The following is a 23,410-nucleotide window of genomic DNA, read 5'->3' on the forward strand; positions in this document are numbered from 1 at the left end:
TCTTATAATCTTACAAAGGCCTTTTTACTTTTGCCCCTATGTTTCCCATTTTGATGATAACTACCGTACCCGTACCCATATCCATAAGCAGTTGCGTTTTTCTTTTTGGCATCATTCATCACCACCATAGGATGATTGAGTTTTTTGTTCCGGTATATATCTTCTACTATGCTCAATTGCTCCTTAAAGGCATAATTATAGCGGACAATATAGAGGGTAGAGTCTATATAGGGCGCCAGGTTAAAGGCATCGGCTACCTGCCCTACCGGGGAAGAGTCCAGGATGATATGATCAAAGTCTTTTTTCAGCTCTTCTATCAGTTGCTTTACTTTATCTCCCATCATCAGTTCGGCCGGATTAGGGGGTATAGGTCCGGAGCCCATGGCATATAAGCCGGGCACTTCGGCTACTGCCTTTGTCAAAGCTACCACACTAAAATCATCACTCACCAGGTAATTTGTAATGCCCAATGTATCCTTGAGCCTCAAGTCTTTCATCAGACGGGGCTTGCGCAGGTCAAAGCTGAGAATAATTACTTTTTTTCCTGATAAGGCCAGGCTGGCCCCCAGATTAATACTAAAGAACGTTTTACCTTCTCCGCTGCGGCTGGAAGTTACCAGTATTACCTTATTTTCCTTACCCAGGGTAGCAAAATGCAGATTAGCCCGGACCAGCCTGAACATCTCCGCTACTGCCGAATGTTTATCACCCGTTACTACCAGGGCTCCTTTTTCCTCACTATGCATCACTTCTCCCAACACAGGCACTGCTGTAGCTTTCTCTACGTCTTTTTGCTCATCTACTTTATTATTTAATAGTTCTTTTACATTAATGAGTACAAGAGGGAGTCCAAGACTTGCAAAGATCACAGCCAATATAACAATATGCTTCTTAGGACTTATTGGTTCATCGTCTGCTTCTGGGGGGTCAATTATACGAGAGTTAGCGATGGTGGAGGCCTGTGAGAGGGCTGCTTCTTCTCGCTTGGTCAGCAGGAAAAGATAGAGTTCCTGTTTAATGCTCTGTTGACGATTGATCTCTAGCAACTCTCTTTCCATTAAGGGAACTTGGCGGATACGTGATTCAAAACGCCCTGAACTGGCCTGGAGATTCTGAAAGGTAATTTCTTTACTATTTTTTATGCTCTTTAGGTTCTCCAAAATATTTACACGTAAATTCATCAATTGCTCATTGATGGAGGTCACCATAGGATGATTCGGTTGAGAATTTCGTAATAACTTGACTCTTTCCAATTGAAGTTCATTGAATTTAGAGATCAATTCCATTAAACTAGGATCTTCGTTGCTTAAACTAGTTGGTACTAATTCAAATTCGTTATCCATATCCTGAAGGTATTTTTCAATTGACCTAAGAACATCAATTTGTATTCTCAATTCTGAGATCTTCTCATTATACTCGCTCGCTTGTTCTAAGTAAAGCTCAGCGTCAGTAGTAACATTAGTCAACTCATTTCGTCGTTTATAACGCTCAACATCTTTTTCCACATCGGCCAATTCATTAGTAAGATAGCCTAAGCGTTCATCTATAAACTCAATGGTATTGGTCGCCATTATGTTCTTATCATCTATAGCTTCTATTTTGTATAGTTCTATGAGCTTGGCAAGGATGGCTACCCCCTTCTGAGGCACAGCATCTATCATGCTGATCCGAAGCACACTAGCGTCATTGTTTACAGGATTGACCACTAGTTTTTCTCTATAATCATCTGCTAATTCACCTATGTCATGAAACTTAATAATGATTTCTTTTTCCTCCAGCATATTAGGTTGACCTATCAGCGTAAAAGTAGCATAAGGCCTCTTCACTTTTTGTCCCAATTTATAAGGAAAAACATTTATATTCCCTTCCTCATCCACTTCTTCCAGCTCAAAATTATTGCCCTTAGTCCGCACAATAACACTTTGCTCAAAAGCGGTAGAGTCCAGGTGACTGATGATCGCTTTTACCGGTGTGCCTTTACCGTACACTTCCACATCCCGCACCTGTCCCTTCACATAATAGGTAGTTTGCAGCCCCAGTTCAGTCAGCACCCGCTCCATCAGACTACGGGAGCGTAATATCTCTATCTCATTGTCTATATTTCTGGAGCTCTGAAAGATATTTAAGTCACTCAATACTTCCTCTCCTGAAAAACTCGAGCCTTTCTCATCCTCTTTGATCAGGATGGTACTGCTTATACTGTATTCCGGTGTAGTATAACGCAGATAAATAAAAGCCAGGAATAAACTGCCCGCTACTCCTATTACAAACCAGTACCAGTAGCGTACATACTTACGAATCATCGCTTTTACATCTATAGGCTCAGCTTCTTCCAACTGCCATAATGCGTTTTCCTGCTCCTTCATAGTTCAGCTAAATATTAATGAATATAGGTTGCCGGGGCTTCTCTCCCCACTTTACGAATGCTTAGTGTATTGATTTTAGCTTTTACACCCTGGGGCATCCATTGCTACAAAAATCAATACTATAATTTAATTTACTCCGGGTTTGAGATGAAGAAATTGTAAAGTCTCTTAGCTTTTGTTGATTGTCTGATAACAAATATAAGGGTATAGGGTGATTTTTTACAACAAAAGTGCAACAATTCAGCAATATTATAGCAATTTTTTTAATAATACGGCCTGGGGTAAGTAGAATGTGTATATTCCCTACTTATTGTCATCCAACACCGGGTGTCCCGAAAAGGACTTTGTCAGTACCTGTGTGGGTTATGCTTTTGGGCTTTACAAGTTTGAGACCTTGGATTGAGACCTTTTAGTGTTTAGTAATTTATCTTAACAGAATTTCATCAGAGCGCTTGTCACTTTTTGCTTCTCCCCGGTACTGCAAGCATAGTCTGGCAAGTTTCCTTCGCGGCCTGCGAGGCGCGGCCTGCGAGGCGCGGCCGGCTAGGTTGAATGACAGAGAGGAAACATTTCATTCACACCCTCCCAGCCATCCAGGAGCCAGCGTGGCGCAAGGGCTTTTTTGTCATTTGTAGGAGATACATTCCAAAAAAAGCAAACCACCTTGTAAGCAGCAACATCATTCCTTCTCTTCTCGCTCTGATCAACCTTCCTGAAGGTCCTGGCAAGATCCTTCCAGGAGGACAGTGAGGGGGTAGTGACTTTAACTGCTGCGCCTTTGCAAGACCTGCTATAGTATAGAAATGCATCAAATACACGCCTTCTCTTCTCGCTCTAATCAACCTTCCTGAAAGTTCTGGCAAGGTTCCTTCGCGGCCTGCGAGGCGCGGCCGGCTAGGCTGAACGACAGAGAGGGGACAGCAATAATATTAAGCTTCTGCCCTATCTATGATGGGTTCACCCACCATTAACTGCCCTCCTACCTCAGCCAGATCACTCTCAAAGCGGGTAAGTATGCTGTCTATGCAGAGATACTGCCGGGCATACTGCCGGGCATGGGCACTGTAATCTACCTGGCTACGTTTAGCAAAATACTGCTCTATGCTATAGAGCAGGCTCAGCTCATTTTCGGCATCCGCCAGCACCCCCATCCGATGTTCTTCAATCAGGCGGCGCAGGCTCGATCTTTCTTCGGCGGCTACCAGAGGCACCCCTCCGCAGGCCAGTATGCCCCCCAGTTTGGAAGGCATCACCAGATCGGTAGCTCCTTTTTTCTGCAGTATCACATGCAGATCGGCCATGTTCAGCAGATCCGGCAATTCTTTTTTCGGTACCAGTGGAGCAAAACGTACATTCTCCAGCCTCAATTCTTCTTTGAGCGCCAGCAGGCTTTTCTTGGCCGCCCCTTCACCTACCACAAAAAACTTCAGCTCACTTTGTTTTTCCTGCGCTATGGCCGCCGCCCTCAGTAGGCTATCCAGCCCCTGCTTCTCTCCCAGATTACCACTATAGAGGACTATCTTATCCCCCGGCTGATAGCCATATTGCTGTTTCAGGCCAGGCTTTTCAGCTTCATCATAAGGAAACAGGCGCTGTGTATCTACCCAGTTAGGAAAAAGCTTCAGCCTATCCTTCGCTACCCCTTTGGCCAGCACCTTCTTCCGCATGCCTTCGCTGATGGTGGTCACCAGGTCTGCTCTGCGCATAAAGTAACGCTCAAAACCTTCCAGGAAATTAAGCAGCCCTTTGCGGCGGATAATGCCTAACTGCCGGGCGGCATCCACCTGCAGGTCCTGTATGTGAAACACAAAAGGGGTGCCTTTCAGCCATTTGCAGAGCAATGGGAAGACACCAATGGGTAAGGGAGGGTAAATACAAAGTACCAGATCAAAATTACGGGGGAGCTGCTTCATCCACGACCAGGCCGAACTGGCCAGGAAAGAGAACTCATGCAGCAGGCGGGTATAACCGCTTACATTTTTGGGCACATAGAAAGGTCCACGATGCACCCTCACCCCATTGATCACCTCGCTATGCCAGCCCTTGCCTTTATAGTCTTCATGTACATCCCATTCGGGATAGTAAGGCAATGCGCTGATTACTTCTATCTGATGTCCCTGCCGGGTCAGCCATTCACACATCTCTGTGGTATACTTACCAATGCCGGTCAGTTCAGGGTAGTAGTTAATGCCGTATACAAGTATTCTCATAGGTAGTCAGTTGATCGTTTAGTATATCATTTTGTTTACCTCTAATGGGTAGCTGCTACCAGCCTTCGTCTGTTCAGCCGAAGTGCCAGCCATTTCTTCCGCCACTGCCTCCGTCGCGAAGGCTGGTAACCGATAAGAGATAAGCCTTCAGTAAGGTCAATATGGTCCAGGGGCCCTGCCTGGTATTTCAGGCCTGGCATCAGAAAATACAGATATATGTAATGCTGGTTGGCGAAATCATACAGTCCACCAAGCTGGGAAGCGCCTTCTCCGCAGATGTAAATGGCATCTACCTTATGATTTCTACAAAAGTCGGTCACATCTACCATCCGCCCTCGTATATAGGCGCCCTGTGAGCGATCATCAAAAAAGCCAAGGAACCGGTGATGCTTTCCTACCCTTTTCAGATGTCTCTGTAATAGTCTGGCTTCAGGAGTGTAGCCCAGTATAATAAACCCAGTGCCATCCCCTTTACGCCTCCCCCGATACAGGCGAAGCAACGCCATTCTACTTCCTAAAGACACAGCTGCCAGCCAGCAGCAGAAGAGCAAAAATACATCTGGCCTAAGCTCCATCCCAGGCAATAGATAATAGAGCATGCTACCTGCCAGCAGTTCAACAGTCAGTGCTTTAGTTAGCGCAAGGCTCAGGCGAGGCCAGGATACCAGCTGGGGAGGGTTATAGAGTCCCGAAAACCCTGATGCACACATCCAAAGGAGGGTAAGAATATAAGTAAATTCAATATCTGTAAGTAGTACCGTGCTTTGTAAAGCTGTCCCCAGGGATAGCCATATGCCGAAAGCGAAAACATCCGGCAAAGCTAAAATAAGTATGCATACTTTTGAATATGCTGATTTTACTCTTCCCATGAAGATCAGGTCTAGGCTACTGAGTTGTTGATTACACTAAAGACAATTTGTCAGATAGAAAGCATAGTTCACCCTTCAGATGATTGCTTATGAATCACCCGTGATATACAAGCTCACTATCGTAAAAATTTTCTTTTTTAGATTACTGGCTGCTAATACGCGATTATTTATTACATGCCGCAGCCTTGGCGTTTTATGGTATTTATTATCAAAATTTTATCAATGGAGGAGTTTCATTAGCTAAACACTCACGAAGACTTCTTTTCATTATGAAAATCTAACCTATGAAATATTTTTTTTCTTTGCAATGGTATGTAATAGTACACATCAATGCCATTGCTCGTTCTTCATACCTCATACTTATATTTTTGAAGTACTTATACATATGGAGTAGATTGAGAATTTTCATTTTTATTGCTACACTAGCCAAACATTTTCCAGCAATATTTTAATAAAAGTGACAAATTTTCAACTTCATGAGCTCAAAATATTCAACCATTTTTCAATAAATAATATACCGAAAATTTATTTTTTTTCTAAGAAGTAAAGTCAGTGAAATTGCACTGCGTTTGCTGATGAAAAAATGTACTGAAATTTAAGATTGATGAATTATCACTAGGTAAGAGTAAGTACAGACCTCAGGTATTTATCTAAATAAATACAGTATTTTAATCTAAAACTGTCTTTAGTAAAAATTGTTTGTTCTAATGTACCATTATTTTAAGTTAAAATAATAATATTATATATAGAAAAAATACATTTATTGTGTTGGTAAGTTTAGCCCTCTCGTTTGTCGGCAGTATGTCATTCGTATTCGATCATATGAGATTACAATAAAAGAACATACTCCAGGTAAGTTTGTTCTAAGCACAATCACAGTGCTTTGCTTTAACAGGTAAATGCAAGTCTGAATATCAATACTTAAGATCACGTTCATATTGTATAAAAGTTTCCACTATCTACTTGCGCATTTCAAATGCATGCTAAACCTGCCACCCAAAAAAAGCTACTTTTGTATCTCCCTGCGGCTTAATTGCATAAGGAAGATGCACCATTAAACAAGGTGATATTTGTGGGGCGATAAATTCCTCTGAGCAAGCTTTGCTCAGCTAGTCGGGGGACAGAAAACAGCTTGCAGGCAGGCACCTTCCGGGCATCAGCTCAGAGGGGAAAGGTATTTATTACGAACACTGTCACCCAACACCGGGTGCTCCACACCGGGTGCTCCACACCGGGTGCTCCACACCGGGTGTCGCGGCCGGCTAGGCTGAAGGACACATCTCCTCCCACTGTCATCCAACACTACGTGTCGCGAATGGACCTTTTTAGTGAGATGCACCGAGTATAGGTATTAGATCAACTTTTTTAAAGGCACACACTCCTACTCATCACTTTTCGCACCCACCCTAAACCTTAAGCAGGTCTGAACAAGATCCATTCTGGAGGACAGGGAGAGAAGTGTCATCCAGCCCCTGAAGGACAAACCTTTTCCATATTGTCATCCAGGGTGGAACTTGTAAGTTAAGTGCACTGGTCTCTGTCTGCATCATACGTTTCTTTTAGGCACATCATCTTCCGCCCCACCCTAAATCTTAAGCAGGTCCAGGCAAGATTCTTTCGCGGCCTGCGTGGCGCGGAGTGCAACTCGCGGCCTGCGAGGGGTGAGGGCAAAACAAAATCAGCACCCTAAGCGGTATGCTCAGGAAATAAGCCTCATAGTAGTCGAGCTGGAGTAGCCATAGTCGACTACTATGCCTATCCAAAATGGCCCACGATTGATAGCCGTTGTCGACCACTATGGGTAGTGAAAGTGGTCGACAGTCAATCAGGGAGATGGGCGAGTCTGGTACAAGCAGGAAACCGGAGAAGGTTTGGAGTAAGTCGGCATACCTAAGGTGGCAGTTGATAAGAATGCTAAGCGGCGGGCAAAGGAGAAGATGAAGAGATGGTATCAGGGTGATTTAGGATATTCCGGTGAAACCCCAACCTAAAAGGCCAATTAAAATTATGCACAAAAAAGAGCTCTTTGAGGCCCCCAGGCCCGGCTGGGGCTAAACGCTAAGCATTATCAATTTGCACCATCTGTCATTTCAGACTGCGACCCTCATGGAATGACGAAGCCGCCGGGGATCAGGAAGCTTAACCACCCCTGCAGATGAAGGACTGCATAGCGGTAAAGTGCTCCTCACCGGGTGTTCCACACGGGGTGCTCCACATCGGGTGTGGAACACGGGAGGCAACTCGAGGTCAGCCAGGCGCGGCCAGCCAGGCTGAAGGACTAACCTTCTCCATTTTGTCATCCAGGGTGGACCTTTTTAGCGAAGCGCACTAGCCTCTGTCGGCACCCTGTTTTTCTTTCTAAGCTCATCACCATTCGCCCCACCCTAAACCTTAAGCAAGTCCTGATAAGTTTCTTCCTGAATGACAAAGGGGGGGGATAGGATTGCTCCACACCCGGTGTGGAACACGGGGTGTCCCACACGGGGTGCTCCACACTGGGATCTCGGACAAGATGATAAACATCCTGGGGGTATGTACAAGAGATACCATATGTATTGATACACATACATTGCAATAAAGCTAAACAACAGTAAACCCTCAGCTTGGGGCTATTGTGCAAAAAAAAAAGAGGCCGAAGCCTCTTTCAAAAGATATGTTGCGCGATGAATAATTATGTGATTGTTAAAATAGCACTAAGGCTGCCTACTTTCAGTTCCTTAGTGCCCAGATTGGACCGCAGTTCCAGCTGATAGTTTCCTGCCGCCAGGCCTTCGGGCACCACAAAGGTCACCGTCTTAGGCTCATTGTCCAGGATAAAGTCAGCTCTGCTTTCCTCATCCGTACTGCTGTTGATCAGAAATACCCCCTGTAGCGGATCGGCTGCGTCAAATTTCAGCTTATTCCCCTGCAGGCGGGCAGGCTTACCCGCAGTCAGTGTCTGGTTCTTCTGCTGGCTGGCCATATCCATCAGGGCAGTAGGCACAGGAACATTCACGATAGGAGCTATTTTCTCCACAGGAATTTCCTTCGCGATCTTACCCAGCTTATTTCCGGGCAACAGCCGGAGCTTCACCTTATGCCTGGCAGGGTCAAAAGGAGCATCCTCACTTTCAAACACGCCCTTCACCTTAGGAGAGAGCTTAAAGAGAGAAGTCTCAATACTCTCGCCCCTCAGTAAGAGGAATTCCATGGCTACGAACAATTCCTCCATCACGCCCGTCACTTCCACCCGTGATACACCTACGGGCCGGTGCATCATCATGTCAATAATGTCCTCCAGGTCATTGGTCTTACCTTTGACCGTTTCTGCACGATAATCATTCGGATCAGGTGTCAGATGATTATCCTTAAGAAAGAATTTTAAACTCATTAGAAATAAATATATTATGCCCAACATACCTTTTGTTATGATAAGTAGAGCAGCAATTTATGACACATGCACACAAAATACTCATGCGTATCTGACAGATTAATACTCGGGCATATATTTGCTTTCTATACTTATTTGTGAGTGATATACACAGGTATTCACGCGTATATTACCAGGATTTAAGCATTATAGAATATTATTATAGGGGGAGGGTAAAGAATAGTTGGTGATCGGGAGGCGCATTCACACATATATATGTGCATACACTTAATATGAAGTATATATCTGCACAAAAAAGTATTTCTACAGCAAACAGGGGGTGAGCGTGCGTCTGGCAGGCAAATAGGTGGGCTGGCGTAAAATTATTACACAGAGGCAGGCTGAAGGACAGGCTTCATATTGTAAGCAACTCATTTGTCATCCAATACCGGGTATCGCATACCGGGTGTCGCACACTGCGTGTCGCGAATGGACCTTTTAAGTTTAGAGCAATTAAGTATAGGAACTAAAACAAAGCTTTGTTATAAGTACACACCTCAAAAATCACTTTTCGCCCCCCTCTCAAACCTTTAGCAGTTCCAAGCAAGGTTCTTCGCAGCGTGCAACGCGCAGCCGGCCAGGCGCGGCCAGCTAGGCCGAAGGACAGAGCGACTTGATTACTAAGAAAGGAAGTGACAAAGTAGACTTATAAACTAGGGCACTATAATTTCTATATCTTCAATACCAGAAAAATCTTTACTATTAAAGGTTGCTATCCGGGTGATGCCGTTAGCAAGTGCAATTGCTGCGATCTCATAATCATGCACTTTGAGGCCACGGGGCTGATAGTGCTCCAGCAACGCTTTTAGTTTAAGGAAAGAACGCTCATTTGTAATAATGGCTGACCACCCGCAAAGCGTCTAAAACATTTAGGATAGGCTGATTGCCCCGGGTAGCGGCGCAAAGCAACTCACTTATATTTTTTGAGGTAGTAAAAAGCGTATACTCATTAGCATTCAGAATAACCTGACTTTGGAATTGCCGGGGAGAGTTGTTGTCAATAGCATAGAGAAGCAGGTTAGTATCCAGCAATATTTTACTCATATGCTTCTTTTCTTAGTTTCATCTTATCAAACTTCCCTCCCAGGTCAAAAGTGGGCAGCCCGTCGGTTCTTTTTTTAGTTTTCAAAGAGATAATTAGCTTCTCAAGCTTTTCTACCTCTTCATCACTCAAACTATCTATCTCCTGTTTTATCTTTTCTCTAATATTCATTACTATAGGTTTTATACTCAATATAACGATTTTATGCCAGGCAGGGTACAGCAGGGAAGCTTGTTTGTCTTGATGCAAGATAAACACATCATTTTTTCGCACCCATCTCAAGCTTTAAGCAGGTCCAAGCAAGATTCCTTCGCAGCGTGCAACGCCTAAAGGACAGAAGGAAGAGAACTGTCATCCAACACTGCGTGTCGCGAATGGACCTTTTTAGTGAGATGCAGTAAGTTTAGGTATAAAACAATGCTTTCTTAAAAGTACTCACCCACATCAATACACCGCTCTTCGCCCTATCCAAAATTTTAAGCAGGTCTCAACAAGTTTCTTCGCAGCATGCAACTCGCGGCTAGCTAGGCTGAAGGACATGGAATAGATAAATATAAGTGAGGGATACTAAACCTTATTAAGCAAACAACACTTTATGAAACGTAGTAAACCAAAGCTGACTCAGGGAAGCAAAAACTTCCATTGGGGATTAAAAGCACTGATAAGATCTTCTTTCTTTTGTCTGCTGAGATCTTTGATCTCTTTCTCCCGTTCTATTGCCTGCTGTACATCTGAAAATCGCTCATAATACAGTAGTCTATAGCAATAGTACCTACCCGCAAAGGTATCTCTTTTTCCTCTATTCGCATAGTGCTGTTGGAGCCGCGTGGCCAAATCGTTCGTGAGGCCAGTATACAATACCCTTTTACCAGGATTGGTGATGATATATACAAAATAGTTGCCTTTGAGCATACAGAAAATTCCTAAAAGTGCTTATTGGATAGACAATAGCAAAAATAATGTCATTTTGTACTATATGTCGCATCTTGTAGATGGGGAGGAGGACTGTCCACCAGGAGCCAGCGTGGCACAATCACCTGGGCTGAATGATAATGAGCTAGTTCTTTTTTTCAATGTCATCCAATACCGGGTGTCGCACACTGCGTGTCGCGAAAGGACCTTTTAAGTGAGATGCACCAAGTATAAGTACGAACACAATACTTTGTTAAAAGCACTCACATGTAGTACATTTATCTACGCATCGCTTTTCGCACCCATCTCAAGCTTTAAGCAGGTTCAAGCAAGGTTCTTCGCAGCGTGCAACGCGCGGCCGGCTAGGCTGAATGACAAAAGGGGAAGAGAACTGTCATCCTGGAGCCAACATGGTACAATCACCTGGGCTGAATGATAATGAGCTAGTTCTTTTTTTCAATGTCATCCAGAAGGGACCTTTTAAGTGAGATGCACCAAGTATAAGTACGAACACAATACTTTGTTAAAAGCACTCACATGTAGTACATTTATCTACGCATCGCTCTTCGCACCCCTCTCAAGCTTTAAGCAGGTCCAAGCAAGGTTCTTCGCAGCGTGCAACGCGCGGCCGGCCAGGCGCGGCCAGCTAGGCTGAAGGACAGAAGAGAACTGTCATCTTTAGTAAGATGCAGTAAGTATAGAAGCTAAAACAATGCTATGGTAAAAACACACGTCAATTTTCCCTATGCCTCCTTAATCGTATACCCTAAGCTTTCACCTCTTTCTTCCGAGGGAGCTGCTTTACGATCTTGTGGTACAGCTCATTGGGATTGAAGGGCTTGGTGACAAAGTCATTCATGCCTACCTTATAGACTCGCTCCTGTATCTCCAGCATGGCTGATGCCGTGAGCGCGATGATGGGTAGGTCCGGAAAAACTTTACGGATATGTAAGCTGGCTTCATAGCCATCCATCACCGGCATCTGCAGGTCCATCAGGATGAGGTCATATTGCTCCCCTCCCAGCACCCTGTCTACCGCTTCCTGCCCGTTTTCAGCATGCTCAAACGCGAGCTTCCACTTGTTCAGGAACTGGCGCGCCACAATGACATTCATCTTATTGTCTTCCACCAGCAACACCTTATAGCCTTCCAGGCTGCGGAAGGCTTCCTTGCCCTGTAAAAATACCGACTTATCTTCTACCACCTGGCTACTTGTCCTGAAGTCCAGGCTGAAGTAGAAGAGAGAGCCTCCTCCTTCCTCGCTTTTGAGCTGTATCCGGCTGCCCTGTAGCTCCAGTAGCTTTTTGGTGATCGCCAGGCCCAGTCCGGTGCCACCATAGTTCCGGGTGGTATCCGAGCTTGCCTGGGAGAAGCTGTCAAAAATGTGGTTTTGCTTATCTTCAGGGATACCAATGCCACTGTCCTCTACTTCAAAGGTGAGCTTTACTTTTCCTTCCTCCTGAGCAGCAATTTTTACCCTGACCTCTACGCTGCCCTGCTTCGTAAACTTGATGGCATTGCTTACCAGGTTGTTCATGATCTGGGAAAGGCGGGTAGGATCACCCGTCAGGGTTTCCGGGATGGCTTTGTCCTGACTGATGCGTAGGGCCACTCCCTTTTCCTCCGCTTTGAAAGCCAATGAGTGTTGAATGCCTTTCAGGAGCTGGTTCAGGCTGAAGTCTACATCTTCAAATTCTATCTTACCGGCTTCAATCTTGCTGAAGTCCAGGATGTCATTGATCAGTGCCAGCAGGTTTTCACCGGAAAAGCGCAGCGCATGCAGGTTCTCCAGCTGCTCAGGCTTGGGATCATCCTGCAGCAGCAGGTGAGAAATACCAATAACCGCATTGAGGGGCGTACGGATCTCGTGACTCATGGTAGAAAGGAACTGCGCCTTGGCCATGGAGGCATGCTCGGCCTGCCTTTTTGCCTGTATCAGCTCTTCTTCCTTGTGTATCCGCTCCAGGGTAGCGCTTACCCAGCGGGCAAACAAACGAACAAACTCTTTAGCTTCATCAGAGAAGTCCTCCTCACGAGGGGAAATATCCATAAAGTTGACGATGCCATATATTTTATCGTCAATGCGCAGAGGCGTACCTATATAGCTCTCCATTCTGATTTTGGCATAGGCAGGATGTTCTTTATAAGCTGAAGCTTTCATATCAGATACCGCTACCACATCATTTTGATGATAAGCCAGGCTGCAATAGGTATGATCCAGGGGCATACGCATGCCCTGCATATCAGGAAGACTGTTGGTAGTACGTACAGAGTGGCTGACATGGCAGTAGTTTTCCTCCACCCGGCTGATCACCCCCAGGGGCATGCCCAGGAAATCCGCCACTTCTGACAATGACCTGTCTATCTGGGTTTTAAAATCCAGCTTACTGTGCGAGGCGATAAGGTTTAAAGTTTTTAAACCTTTCTGAAAACGCTTCTGATGCTGTTCCGCTTTCTTGGCTTTACTGATGTCCTGAAACACTCCCTTAAGCTTATAAGGCTTCTGGTTGCGCATTATGGTTTTGCCCAATGTCCTTACCCACATACGCTTCATAGCGGGGATAGACATTTCAAGCTCCAGGTCAAAATTACTTCCCTCCTGCATAGACTTACGCACATGCTCCTCAAACAGCTGGCGGGAGTGCTTACTGAAGAAATTAAGGCCCCGGTACAGGTCAGGGCTGAAATCCGATTTTGCCCCGATCAGTTTTTTAAACTGTGGGGAAAGGCTAAGCTTGCCGGTCTTGATTTCCAGCTCCCAGCTGCCAATACCCGCCAGCTCCTGTGCCTCCTCCAGTTCTTCCTTGACCTTTAGCAGCGCTTCTTCTGCTTTTTTCTGTTCGCTGATATTCTGACTTACCAGCAGCCCTCCTTCAATTTGCCCCTCTTCGTCGCGCAGAGGTACCGTACGATGACTATAGTACTCACCTTCAGACATAACACTGGAATGGACAGACTCTCCCCGGACCGTAGCTTCAAAGATAGGCTTGAAATAATTTTTGATGTTCTCCGGCACTGCTTCTTCCAGATATTTTCCCTCATATGCCTCAGACCTCTTCCCCTGTTTTTGCATAGTAGCTCCATCCGCCAGGATCAAGCGCATATCTTTATCAAAAAGGAAAATGTCGGTATCAGGAATATTAGAGGCCAGACGGCGGTAGTTACGCTCACTGACTTTGAGCTGATCCTGCGCTATATGTTGCGTAGTAATATCGCGGGAAACGGACTGAATGGCTACCACTTCACCTTCAACAATAATTGGAGTCAGGTTGGTCTGCAGCCAGATGTACCGTCCATCTTTTCTGCGCATCCGGTACTCCATCCAATTATCCTTTTTGTCTTTCATGGCGAGGTGAAGATAAGCGTCCTCTATTTTAGGAATATCTTCAACATGGAAGAGCTCATAGGGGTTTGTGCCTATCAATTCTTCTTCGGCATAGCCTAAAATATGCTTCACTGAAGGGGATAAATAGGTGAAAGAGGCATCTGTATGGTGCATACAGATCAAATCCTGAACACTGTTGGCGATAAGCTTATATTTCTCCTTTTCAGCTCTCAGTTCCTCTTCGGCCTTTTTATTGTCTGTGATGTCCAGAGTGGTACCGTATAAACCTACTTTCTCACCCTTTTTATTCTTAAGAGGCTTTACTGTGGTCTTAAGGTAGCGCACAACATTCTTCCGGCTGAGGATGCACTTCTCAAAAGTAAGCTGATCACTATGGTATGCCTGGGCAAAGGAGGCCCTGACTTGCTCACGGTGATTGGGATGAATGAGCTGATAATAGTCCTCAATGTCGGGGGCTTCTTCAGTAAGAGGCCAGTCATAATGCCGGGCCACTTCTTCCGACCAGTCAATTTTGCCAGTCTTCAGATTAGCTGTCCACCAGCCAACACCGGCAAACTCATAAAGCTCTTTTAGATTAACTGCCATCAGGCTGCCCGGAAAGCCAAGTTGCTGGCGGCTATGTTCCAGTGCTGCTTCCAGCTCACTGATTTTTCTGATGGCTTGCGCTAATGTTTTCATATGCGGAGTACCCTAGTATAAGCTCAAATTTACCGCATAGTACCATAGCATAAGCTTGAGATTAGCCCAAAAATGCATTAATGTAATTTTTGAAAGGCTATAAACGTGAAGCGCTTGCGCTGCCATCTCATTAAAATACCGCTAGTGCAATTTTTTTTTTCCAGGCCTAAACAAAGCTCCCACAAATCAGTACTTATTGAAAATGTACGATATCATCGGAGACATCCACGGACAAGCAGATAAGCTGCAGCAGCTTCTGACATTTCTAGACTATCGCCTGGGTGATAACGGCTACCATCACCCTCAGCGCAAAGCAATATTTGTGGGAGATTTTATCAATAAGGGGCCGGCATCAAGGGAAGTACTGGAGACCGTCAGGAACATGGTAGCACAAGGGGCAGCCTATGCTGTGGCGGGCAATCACGAATATTACCTGATCGGTTTCTTCCACAAACATGCTTATGGCGCATACATCCGTGAGCATAGCGAGAACAATACCAGCCAGCACGCACCTACATTCTCTTCCTTCGGACAGGACAGAGAGGCTTTACTAGACTACCTTCGCTGGATGAAGACCTTACCGCTCTTTCTTGAACTGCCGGGAATCCGGGTAGTGCATGCCTACTGGCATCGGCAGAGCATTGACTTTATCAGACGGCACCATCCCCAGGCCTGCCTGGATGACCAAATGCTGCAGGCAATGCTCCCCGGAAGCGAAGTGACGCAGGCGGTGGAGGAGCTACTGATAGGGCTAAAACTTCCCCTCCCCTCCTATTCAGCCAGCCCCGGCTTTAAAGCCAAATGGTGGGAAGTGGGTAAGACACATCAGTACAATGCGCTGGCCATCCGGCCGGACAGCACTTTGGGGAACCCTCACATTAGCTACGGAGACATGGTAGCTGAAACATACCACTATCCGGAAGGTGAAGTCCCCCTTTTTTTTGGCCATTATAACCTGCCCGGCAAGCCGGAGCTGCTGGCACCAAATTATACCTGCCTGGATTTTAAGCTGGAGAACGAGCCGCTGCTGGTAGCCTATCGCTGGGATGGAAAAGCTCAGCTAAGGCATGATAAGCTTGTATATGTATGAGTTGAAGGTTTCAGGTTAAGGGTTTCAATATCCTTCAACTTCAAACTCCACTAACTCAATCCTCCACCTCTACGATCATCTCAATTTCTACAGCAATATTGTTAGGCAAGGAGCCCATACCTACCGCGGCACGTGCATGTTTACCCTTCTCACCAAACACTTCTACGATAAAGTCCGAGAAGCCATTCATCACCTTGGGCTGCTCAATAAAGTCAGTGGTACCATTGACCATCCCATGGACTTTGACCACTCGGCTTACCTTATCCAGATCCCCGATTTCAGCTTTCAGGGCAGAGAGGAGCGTGATCCCTGTATAGCGAGCGGCCTGCTGCCCTTCTTCTATACTTAAATCCTGGCCTAATTTGCCGGTCACATAATTACCCTCAGGCGTTACCGGCCCATGCCCCGCCAGGAATACCAGATTGCCGGTCCTGACCGCTCTTACAAAATTGGCTTCCGGTACCGGCAGGTCATAGAGTTCCACGCCCATATCGGCCAGCTTTTGCTCAATGTCACCTGTCTGGGACACTCCTGTCTGGGACACTCCTGTCTGGGACACACCTGTCCGGGACACACTGGCTTCTTTGACTTCCTCCTGCTGCTGACCGGGCTGGCAGGCACACATTATACATAGCGTAAATAAAGCAGTGATTTGTTGAATTTTTAGCATGAGTTTGAGGTTAGTTTTGCATAAATATAGAAAACTTTCTTATTATCGTCACCCGTTTTCACTATACCCTACTGAGTATGAATTTTGTGGCGCTGGATTTTGAAACCGCCAATCACCGAAGAGAGAGTGTTTGCGAAATTGGTATTGCCATTGTACAGGACGGCATTGTCCGAGAGCAAAAGTCCTGGCTGGTGAGGCCACGCGACAACTGGTTCAACAGCATGAACACCAGAATACATGGTATAGATGCCACTAAAGTAGCTGATGCACCGGAGTTTGACGAGTTATGGCAAAGCGTAAGCGGGTATTTTGAAGGGGCCAATGTCATCGCCCATAATGCCAGTTTTGACCTGAGTGTGTTGCGCCATGTACTCGCTCAGTACGAGCTTCCCTTTCCCGAGCTGAGTTATGCCTGTAGCCTGCAGGTAGCCCGCAGAGCCTGGCGCGGCTTTCCCTCCTACGGACTTAGTGCTCTTTCTCAAAGGTTCGGCATATCCCTCAACCACCACGCCGCCGGCTCAGATGCTGAAGCCTGTGCCCACATCATGCTCAGGGCGATGGAGGCCCACAGCCTCAGCCATTTTGGAGACATAGAAGAGGCTTTTGGCTTACGTATCGGCAAGCTTTACACCCAGGGCTATATCCCGGCAGGACGTATCCGGCCGGAGAAGAAAAAGAAGCCTAGTCTGCACAGCATGCCGCTGGACCTCTCCAGGGTAAGCAAATCACACCCTCTCTACGGAAAGACGGTGGTGTTTACCGGATCACTGAGAAGTATGAGTCGTGCTGAGGCACAAAAAAGCGTCATTGAGGCGGGAGGACATTCTAGCAATTATGTCAACGAAAGAACCCACTATCTGGTACTGAGCGAAAGGGTCTTCCTCAATATAGAGCAGGGGATAAATAACAATAAGGTACAACAGGCAAGGCGCCTGACTTCCGGAGGGAATGGGGTTACGCTAATCTCTGAAAAGGAGTTTCTGAACCTCTTACAGCATGAAGTGTCAGGAGGGTCTTAAGTTTACTGGAGAAGAAGTACGGAAAGCAAATTCTTTTCAGCACTCATAATCCACAGGCAATCAGCCGTTTTCTTCCTCATCTTTCTACTAAAGGAGACATCATATCATTGCAAAACTGGGAGAAAAAACCTTAAGTTTGTATAAAATAGCTACCTAAGCGGATCATGTTGGATAAAAATACAAGAGAGAAGTATACAGTAGTCATAGGACTGGAAGTACATGCGCAATTACTTACAAAAAGTAAAATATTTTCTTCAGACGCCAATCAGTACGGGGCATCGCCTAATACCAATATCAGCGCTATTACTTTGGGACATCCGGGTACGCTGCCTCTCCTTAACAAACAGGTAATAGAATTTGCTATCCGCATGGGCCTGGCCTGTGGCTCGGAGATCACCCGCTATAATATCTTTGACCGAAAAAACTACTTTTACCCTGACCTTCCCAAAGGATATCAGATCATGCAGGATAAGACACCCATTTGTGTAGGAGGGGGCATATACATCCGCGATGAGGAAGAGGAGAAACAGATTAAGCTTCACCACATCCATTTGGAAGAAGATGCCGGAAAATCTATTCACCTGGATAATGAACCCGAAACCCTGGTAGACCTCAACCGTGCAGGGGTGCCGCTGATAGAGATTGTCACTGATCCTGACCTTCGCAGTTCCGACGAAGCTTATGCCATGCTCACCGAGATTCGCAAGCTGGTCCGTTACCTGGATATCTGCGACGGTAATATGGAAGAAGGCTCTATGCGCTGCGATGCCAACGTATCTATCATGCCCAAAGGTGCCAGCGAATACGGAAAAAAGGTAGAGGTGAAAAACATGAACTCAATCCGTAATGTGCAGCGTGCCATTGACCATGAGGTGGAACGGCAGATATTACTGCTGGAGGCAGGTGAAGAGGTTATCTCCGAAACCCGCCTCTTTAATGCTGATAATGGTAAGACTTTCAGTATGCGTACCAAAGAGGAGCTGAACGACTACCGCTATTTTCCTGAGCCCGACCTCAGCCCGGTAGTGGTATCGGAAGCATGGCTGGAGGAGATCAAAGAAAGTATGCCGGCACTGCCGCACGAATTATGGCATAAGTTCGTTGACACCTATGAGCTGCCGCCTTATAATGCCGAAGTGCTGACCGATACGAAAGCGATGGCACGTTATTTTGAAGAGGTGTGCTGCCATACCAGGCATTATAAGGGGGCCTCCAACTGGATGATGGGGCCGGTAAGGTCGTATCTGAATGATGCTTCGCACAGCATAGAGAAGATGCCGGTAAAAGCAGAGAGCCTGGCCGAGCTGGTAGAGATCGTTGCCGCTGATAAGGTTAGCTTTGCGATAGCCTCACAAAAGATATTCCCTTATATGCTGGAAGACTCAAGTGGTAAGTCGCCGCTGAAAATCGCTGAAGAAATGAACCTGCTACATGAGAGCAGCTCGGATCAGATACAGCCTCTGGTGGAAGAGGTACTTGCCGACTTCCCTCAGAAGGTAGAGCAGTACCGTAAAGGGAAAAAGGGGCTCCTGGGCATGTTTATGGGCGAGGTCATGAAGCGCAGCCAGGGTAAAGCGAACCCCAAAGTAGCTAATGCATTATTAAGAAAAGAATTAGATTAAACTAAGTCATTGAACACAAAACCATGAGAATCATAAGATATTGTATCATTATTATATTGGGCACTTATCTTTTTACCGCCTGTTCCCAGAGCAGATCTAACGGGCAGCAGCAGTCTCCGAAAAAGAATGGGCATGTACAGATAGAGGGCAGCATCAACCATCCTTCAGACAAAGGCTATGTGGTGCTGGAAAAAATCGGAGAGAATAATATTGATATTGTAGATACACTGATGGTTTCCAGCGACAGTACCTTCCGTTACAGCCTGGATAATAACGCTCCCGGCTTTTACCGACTCAACCTCTATGATAAGCAGTACGTCAACCTGATTCTGGATGATGAAGATGTAAACATAGTAGCCGATGGAAACCGGCCGGATGGCTTTGTAGAGGTCAGTGGGTCTACCGATACAGACCATTTTTATGAAGTCAATGAGCTTATGCGGGAGTTTCAGCAAAAAGTGAATGAGCTGAATGCTGACTTTATGAAAGCCCGGGCTGATGAGGATGAAGAGGCCATGCAGGATGTAGAATCCCGCTACGCTAAAATAGAAGCAGATAATACAGAAAAGCTCAAGGCCAAGATCAATGAGATGGGGAATTCTATTGCTGCCTTTTATGCAGTTAATTTTCTGGATGCTGAAAAAGAGTTCGCTTATCTGAATGAGCTTGCCGAGAAGTTTAAAGATAACCTACCTGACTCTCGCTATACCGAGCAGTTTGTAGACCAGGTAGAAGAATTGCGCCGACTGTCTATCGGGATGGAGGCACCGGACATTGCGCTGCCCAATCCTCAGGGAGATACGGTGAAGTTATCTTCTCTTCAGGGTAAATATGTGATGATTGATTTCTGGGCCGCCTGGTGTAAGCCCTGTCGTATGGAAAATCCCAATGTGGTTCGTTTGTACAATAAATATAAGGACAAGGGCTTTGAGATCTATGGAGTCTCGCTGGACAGAACCAAAGAGGCCTGGGTGGAAGCCATCAAGAAAGACCAGCTAAGTTGGGTGCATGTTTCCGATCTGAAATACTTTGACTCTGAAGCTGCTTCTCTTTATAATATCAATGCCATCCCGGCTACCATACTGCTGGACAGAGAAGGTAATATTATTGCCAAAAACCTCAGAGGGAAAGCCCTGGAAGACAAGCTGGCAGAGCTTTTTGATGAAGCTTAGTCATTAATAATTTCTTTCAAAGAAATGATCCTGTGCTGAAAGGCCAGGATTTTTTTATGAACAAAAATACAGGAGTATTCTTTGTAATTATGGTCAACTGTACTAATATTATTTGTTAGGTAAAGCATGCAAAAATCAGCTTTATGGTTAAAACATTACACATTTAGCAACGATAAAAATTATTGAAAGCGAGAAATCAGTCTCTTTGAATTTGTATTGGTATGATATTTCTCATTATTTTTTTACTATGAAAGTACTCATGATTGATGATAACGAGCTCGATTTACTTATCAGTCGTAAGCTTATATCCAAACAGGTAAATTCACTTGAGTTCACTGAATACAATAATGCCACTGAGGCGTTACAGCATTTAGCGGGTCAGGAGGAAAATGATTTTGATATTATTCTTCTTGATTTGAATATGCCGGAAATGAACGGCTGGGATTTTTTGGAAGAGTACCGAAAACTTCCCGTTCACAAAGCAAATGTATACATTTTGACCTCCTCTCTAGATACAAGAGATAAACTTCGCTCAAAAGAATATGAGGCAGTGAAAGGTTATTTTGACAAGCCTTTAAAAAGCAATTATATCGCGGAAATCGTGGCTTTTCACCAGATTCATTAATTTTTTTTCCCGCATTTACTTCTACTTTTATTTTCTTAATACTGCTCATTTTGGCAGTTAAGCCATTCTTTCTTTTCTCATCTTGATTGTTTTATTGTTTGCCAGTGATGCAGCACACCAAATGTTTACTATTTTTATTTGTTAAAAAGCCTTTAGACATTACGTGTTTCCCTGGGGAACAAAAATGCACCCACTATAAGGTGAGATTTTTTGTAGAAACCTTAAAAGTGAGGGCAGACAAACTTAACGGAGATACCCACCTTTTCTCGTGAGAGACTTGCTCCTCTTCTGATTTTCTAAAAATATTTTACTGAAATTTTCCCTCTTGCTTTATAGTAGGCATAACACACAAAAGCCTTCATACTTAAATATGAAGGCCTCAAATGCGTTGGTTAAAAAAAATGTGAACCCGCTGGGATTCGAACCCAAGCTCACAACTTATTGAAAATTAGCCTTATACAGCAATCTTTCGCTGCAGGGTAACTGGACCAGTAGACAAAAGATTAATTTCTCTTACCACTGCGGCCATACTTCCAGTTACCTTAGGCTTTACCGAAACAAACTTTTCAACAATATTAATAAATCTATTCTTCTCTTCCTCAGCTTTTAAAAGTTGTTTCTTGAGATCCTCTATTTGCGCTTTGTAGATATCTTCAACTTCATTTTTAATTTTTGCTAAAACATCTACATCGATTTTCTCAGAATGGTTAGATGATACTGCGATTAATTTTTCATCCACTAAATCATCTTCCTTAACCATTTTTTTACCCTTGCCAGTTAAGAGCCAATACAAATCAACATTACAGATTTCAGAAATCTGAACCAAGGTATCAATACCTACCTTAATGCGCTCTGATTCATACTGACTAATCGTACTGGAAGTCTTACCAAGTTGTTTAGCCAACTCAGTGGCGGAAATGGAAGCAGCTTTTCTAGCTTCACTAATTCTACTACCAATGTTAGTCATAATTACTCTATTTTATTTTAAATAAAATATTATTTGATTATTTCAGTAATAATTAAATATTTGCTTAAAATTAATATATTGAAGTATTAATAATAATTTTTAGTAAAAATAATAAAAGCTATGCCGGATACAAGTGCCAAGCTTAAAAAAGATTCTTTTTTTATAAGTATTACTAAATGGAAGAAGGATGGGATAAAACAGCTTTCAATGAGAAAAGCAGTCAATCTATCACAATTAATAGAGAATTTTTTAACGGATCACTTTGGAGAAGAGCTTGAAACCTTTCGTCCATTGAAAGAAAAGGAAAGAAGCTAATAATTAAGTATACCGAAAGTCTATGACGCAAGAAAGCACTCCCAATTGATGAAAGTGCTTTCTGGTACTTTAAAACTTTAATTAGTCTCAAACCACAAGATTTTAAGACCTAATTATCCACAATAAAACACCTTAAGAATGAAAATCATTAAGCCACCTTAATCATTCATGACGATATAGAACTCTCTAAAATTAGCGACTCGCAGCCGGTTTAAAATTGCTTGTAACTGATTTTGAGGAAAGTCCGCATTGGCGGTATTTATACTGCGGAATTTGCTCCCAAGATAGCAAAAAATTCCGAGAAGAGAATCTTATTGTCCGAATAGCAACAAAGCTATTTTTTTCAGGATTGACTTAGTTTTCCATTAAGCCCAAACTATGTTTTCAACATAAGTTCTCTACCCTTTATACTTTCTTACTTTAAAACTTTAATAAGTTAACTAACGCAAGCTATGCCTAATAAAAAATTTGAACTTGCTCCCTACGATACCGATAATGCTACCTACATGCAGGTGATCAGATTTCTGAATGGAAAAGTGATACCGGGATACAGCAAAAAAGTAGGCTTTGATGAAAATGTAGATCCTACCAATACGCTGACCAACTTCATTTTGAGAATGTATGTAAAAGGCTATCTGAGGCCTAGTGACAGGATTACACCGGTTAAGGAAATCGAATATAAGCTGAATCAACCACCCTATACAACTATTGTCACCTGCACCTATAAAATGCCTTATTTAAACCCTGAATATTTACAAGATAAAAGGCTCAGTAAATGGCTTAGCGCATTCTATGATGCCATAGAAAGAGGTCAACCCATAGAGCATATAGAGCGAAACTTTCATCGACAGGGAAGAACTTCTGAAGTGGATAAACTGGATTCCAATCTGCATGCCTTTCTGAATCCCAGGCATCTGTTACAGTACTGCATAGAGCTCATAGAAAAGAATGAATATCCGATAGGACACGTTATTCATTTCTACCAGAACTGTAAAAACAAGTACTTCAGCAGGATTGATACCCGAAAGTTTGACAATGAGATGTTCAACCGCACTCAGAACCTGGCTGAAGAAGCAGCCCTGAAATTCAAATTCTGAT

Annotated in this window: 19 protein-coding genes; 7 read left to right on the top strand and 12 right to left on the bottom strand. The window is 44.4% G+C overall.

What is annotated here, in order from left to right:
- Positions 1-2 precede the first annotated feature (2 nt).
- From OKW21_RS24095 to OKW21_RS24140, 10 genes are all read right to left on the bottom strand, one after another.
- On the bottom strand, positions 3-2,366 hold the full coding sequence (locus OKW21_RS24095) for a GumC family protein (RefSeq protein WP_277484488.1): 2,364 nt from the start codon (positions 2,364-2,366) through the stop codon (positions 3-5).
- A gap of 929 nt (positions 2,367-3,295) precedes the next feature.
- On the bottom strand, positions 3,296-4,576 hold the full coding sequence (locus tag OKW21_RS24100; protein ID WP_277484491.1) for a WcaI family glycosyltransferase: 1,281 nt from the start codon (positions 4,574-4,576) through the stop codon (positions 3,296-3,298).
- A gap of 41 nt (positions 4,577-4,617) precedes the next feature.
- Entirely contained in the window at positions 4,618-5,445 is an 828-nt protein-coding gene (locus OKW21_RS24105) for a nucleoside-diphosphate sugar epimerase/dehydratase (RefSeq protein ID WP_277484494.1), read from the bottom strand.
- A gap of 1,406 nt (positions 5,446-6,851) precedes the next feature.
- Positions 6,852-6,995, bottom strand: a complete 144-nt coding sequence (locus OKW21_RS24110) for a hypothetical protein (RefSeq protein ID WP_277484496.1) — start codon at positions 6,993-6,995, stop codon at positions 6,852-6,854.
- A 1,121-nt stretch (positions 6,996-8,116) separates the two neighbouring features.
- A complete protein-coding gene (locus OKW21_RS24115) occupies positions 8,117-8,815 on the bottom strand; it encodes a DNA-binding domain-containing protein (protein ID WP_277484498.1) in 699 nt (232 codons plus the stop codon).
- Between the two features lie 692 nt (positions 8,816-9,507).
- Complete coding sequence (locus tag OKW21_RS24120; protein ID WP_277484499.1) at positions 9,508-9,654, bottom strand: PIN domain-containing protein; 147 nt, start codon at positions 9,652-9,654, stop codon at positions 9,508-9,510.
- Positions 9,655-9,679: 25 nt separating this feature from the next.
- Complete coding sequence (locus OKW21_RS24125; protein ID WP_277484501.1) at positions 9,680-9,898, bottom strand: hypothetical protein; 219 nt, start codon at positions 9,896-9,898, stop codon at positions 9,680-9,682.
- Positions 9,891-10,067, bottom strand: coding sequence for a hypothetical protein (locus OKW21_RS24130; RefSeq protein WP_277484502.1), 177 nt, complete (start codon positions 10,065-10,067; stop codon positions 9,891-9,893). The genes OKW21_RS24125 and OKW21_RS24130 overlap by 8 nt, the downstream gene beginning before the upstream one ends.
- 450 nt (positions 10,068-10,517) lie before the next feature.
- On the bottom strand, positions 10,518-10,808 hold the full coding sequence (locus OKW21_RS24135; protein ID WP_277484505.1) for a GIY-YIG nuclease family protein: 291 nt from the start codon (positions 10,806-10,808) through the stop codon (positions 10,518-10,520).
- Positions 10,809-11,574: 766 nt separating this feature from the next.
- Positions 11,575-14,832, bottom strand: a complete 3,258-nt coding sequence (locus tag OKW21_RS24140) for a PAS domain S-box protein (protein ID WP_277484507.1) — start codon at positions 14,830-14,832, stop codon at positions 11,575-11,577.
- A 202-nt stretch (positions 14,833-15,034) separates the two neighbouring features.
- Here OKW21_RS24140 and OKW21_RS24145 point away from each other — a divergent pair, with 202 nt between their 5' ends.
- Positions 15,035-15,922, top strand: coding sequence for a metallophosphoesterase (locus OKW21_RS24145; protein WP_277484510.1), 888 nt, complete (start codon positions 15,035-15,037; stop codon positions 15,920-15,922).
- A gap of 55 nt (positions 15,923-15,977) precedes the next feature.
- Here the strand turns inward: OKW21_RS24145 and OKW21_RS24150 are convergent, their stop codons facing one another.
- Positions 15,978-16,592 carry a RidA family protein gene (locus tag OKW21_RS24150; RefSeq protein WP_277484513.1) on the bottom strand — a complete coding sequence of 205 codons (615 nt, stop codon included), beginning with the start codon at positions 16,590-16,592 and terminating at the stop codon, positions 15,978-15,980.
- 77 nt (positions 16,593-16,669) lie between these two features.
- On the opposite strand from OKW21_RS24150, the gene OKW21_RS24155 reads away from it, so the two are divergent.
- From OKW21_RS24155 to OKW21_RS24170, 4 genes are all read left to right on the top strand, one after another.
- Entirely contained in the window at positions 16,670-17,611 is a 942-nt protein-coding gene (locus tag OKW21_RS24155) for an exonuclease domain-containing protein (RefSeq protein ID WP_277484515.1), read from the top strand.
- 164 nt (positions 17,612-17,775) lie between these two features.
- Complete coding sequence (gene gatB / locus OKW21_RS24160) at positions 17,776-19,233, top strand: Asp-tRNA(Asn)/Glu-tRNA(Gln) amidotransferase subunit GatB (protein ID WP_277484517.1); 1,458 nt, start codon at positions 17,776-17,778, stop codon at positions 19,231-19,233.
- Between the two features lie 23 nt (positions 19,234-19,256).
- On the top strand, positions 19,257-20,405 hold the full coding sequence (locus OKW21_RS24165) for a peroxiredoxin family protein (RefSeq protein ID WP_277484519.1): 1,149 nt from the start codon (positions 19,257-19,259) through the stop codon (positions 20,403-20,405).
- 247 nt (positions 20,406-20,652) lie between these two features.
- Positions 20,653-21,030, top strand: coding sequence for a response regulator (locus OKW21_RS24170; RefSeq protein ID WP_277484523.1), 378 nt, complete (start codon positions 20,653-20,655; stop codon positions 21,028-21,030).
- A gap of 454 nt (positions 21,031-21,484) precedes the next feature.
- Here the strand turns inward: OKW21_RS24170 and OKW21_RS24175 are convergent, their stop codons facing one another.
- Positions 21,485-21,997: a helix-turn-helix domain-containing protein gene (locus OKW21_RS24175; RefSeq protein WP_277484526.1), complete on the bottom strand. Its 513-nt coding sequence runs from the start codon at positions 21,995-21,997 to the stop codon at positions 21,485-21,487.
- Positions 21,998-22,117: 120 nt separating this feature from the next.
- Here OKW21_RS24175 and OKW21_RS24180 point away from each other — a divergent pair, with 120 nt between their 5' ends.
- Both OKW21_RS24180 and OKW21_RS24185 read left to right on the top strand, forming a co-directional pair.
- Entirely contained in the window at positions 22,118-22,312 is a 195-nt protein-coding gene (locus OKW21_RS24180; protein WP_277484528.1) for a hypothetical protein, read from the top strand.
- Positions 22,313-22,764: 452 nt separating this feature from the next.
- Positions 22,765-23,409, top strand: coding sequence for a hypothetical protein (locus OKW21_RS24185; protein WP_277484531.1), 645 nt, complete (start codon positions 22,765-22,767; stop codon positions 23,407-23,409).
- Position 23,410: the final 1 nt, after the last annotated feature.

Origin of the sequence: Catalinimonas alkaloidigena, assembly GCF_029504655.1 — a bacterium.
Lineage (GTDB): Bacteria > Bacteroidota > Bacteroidia > Cytophagales > Cyclobacteriaceae > Catalinimonas > Catalinimonas alkaloidigena.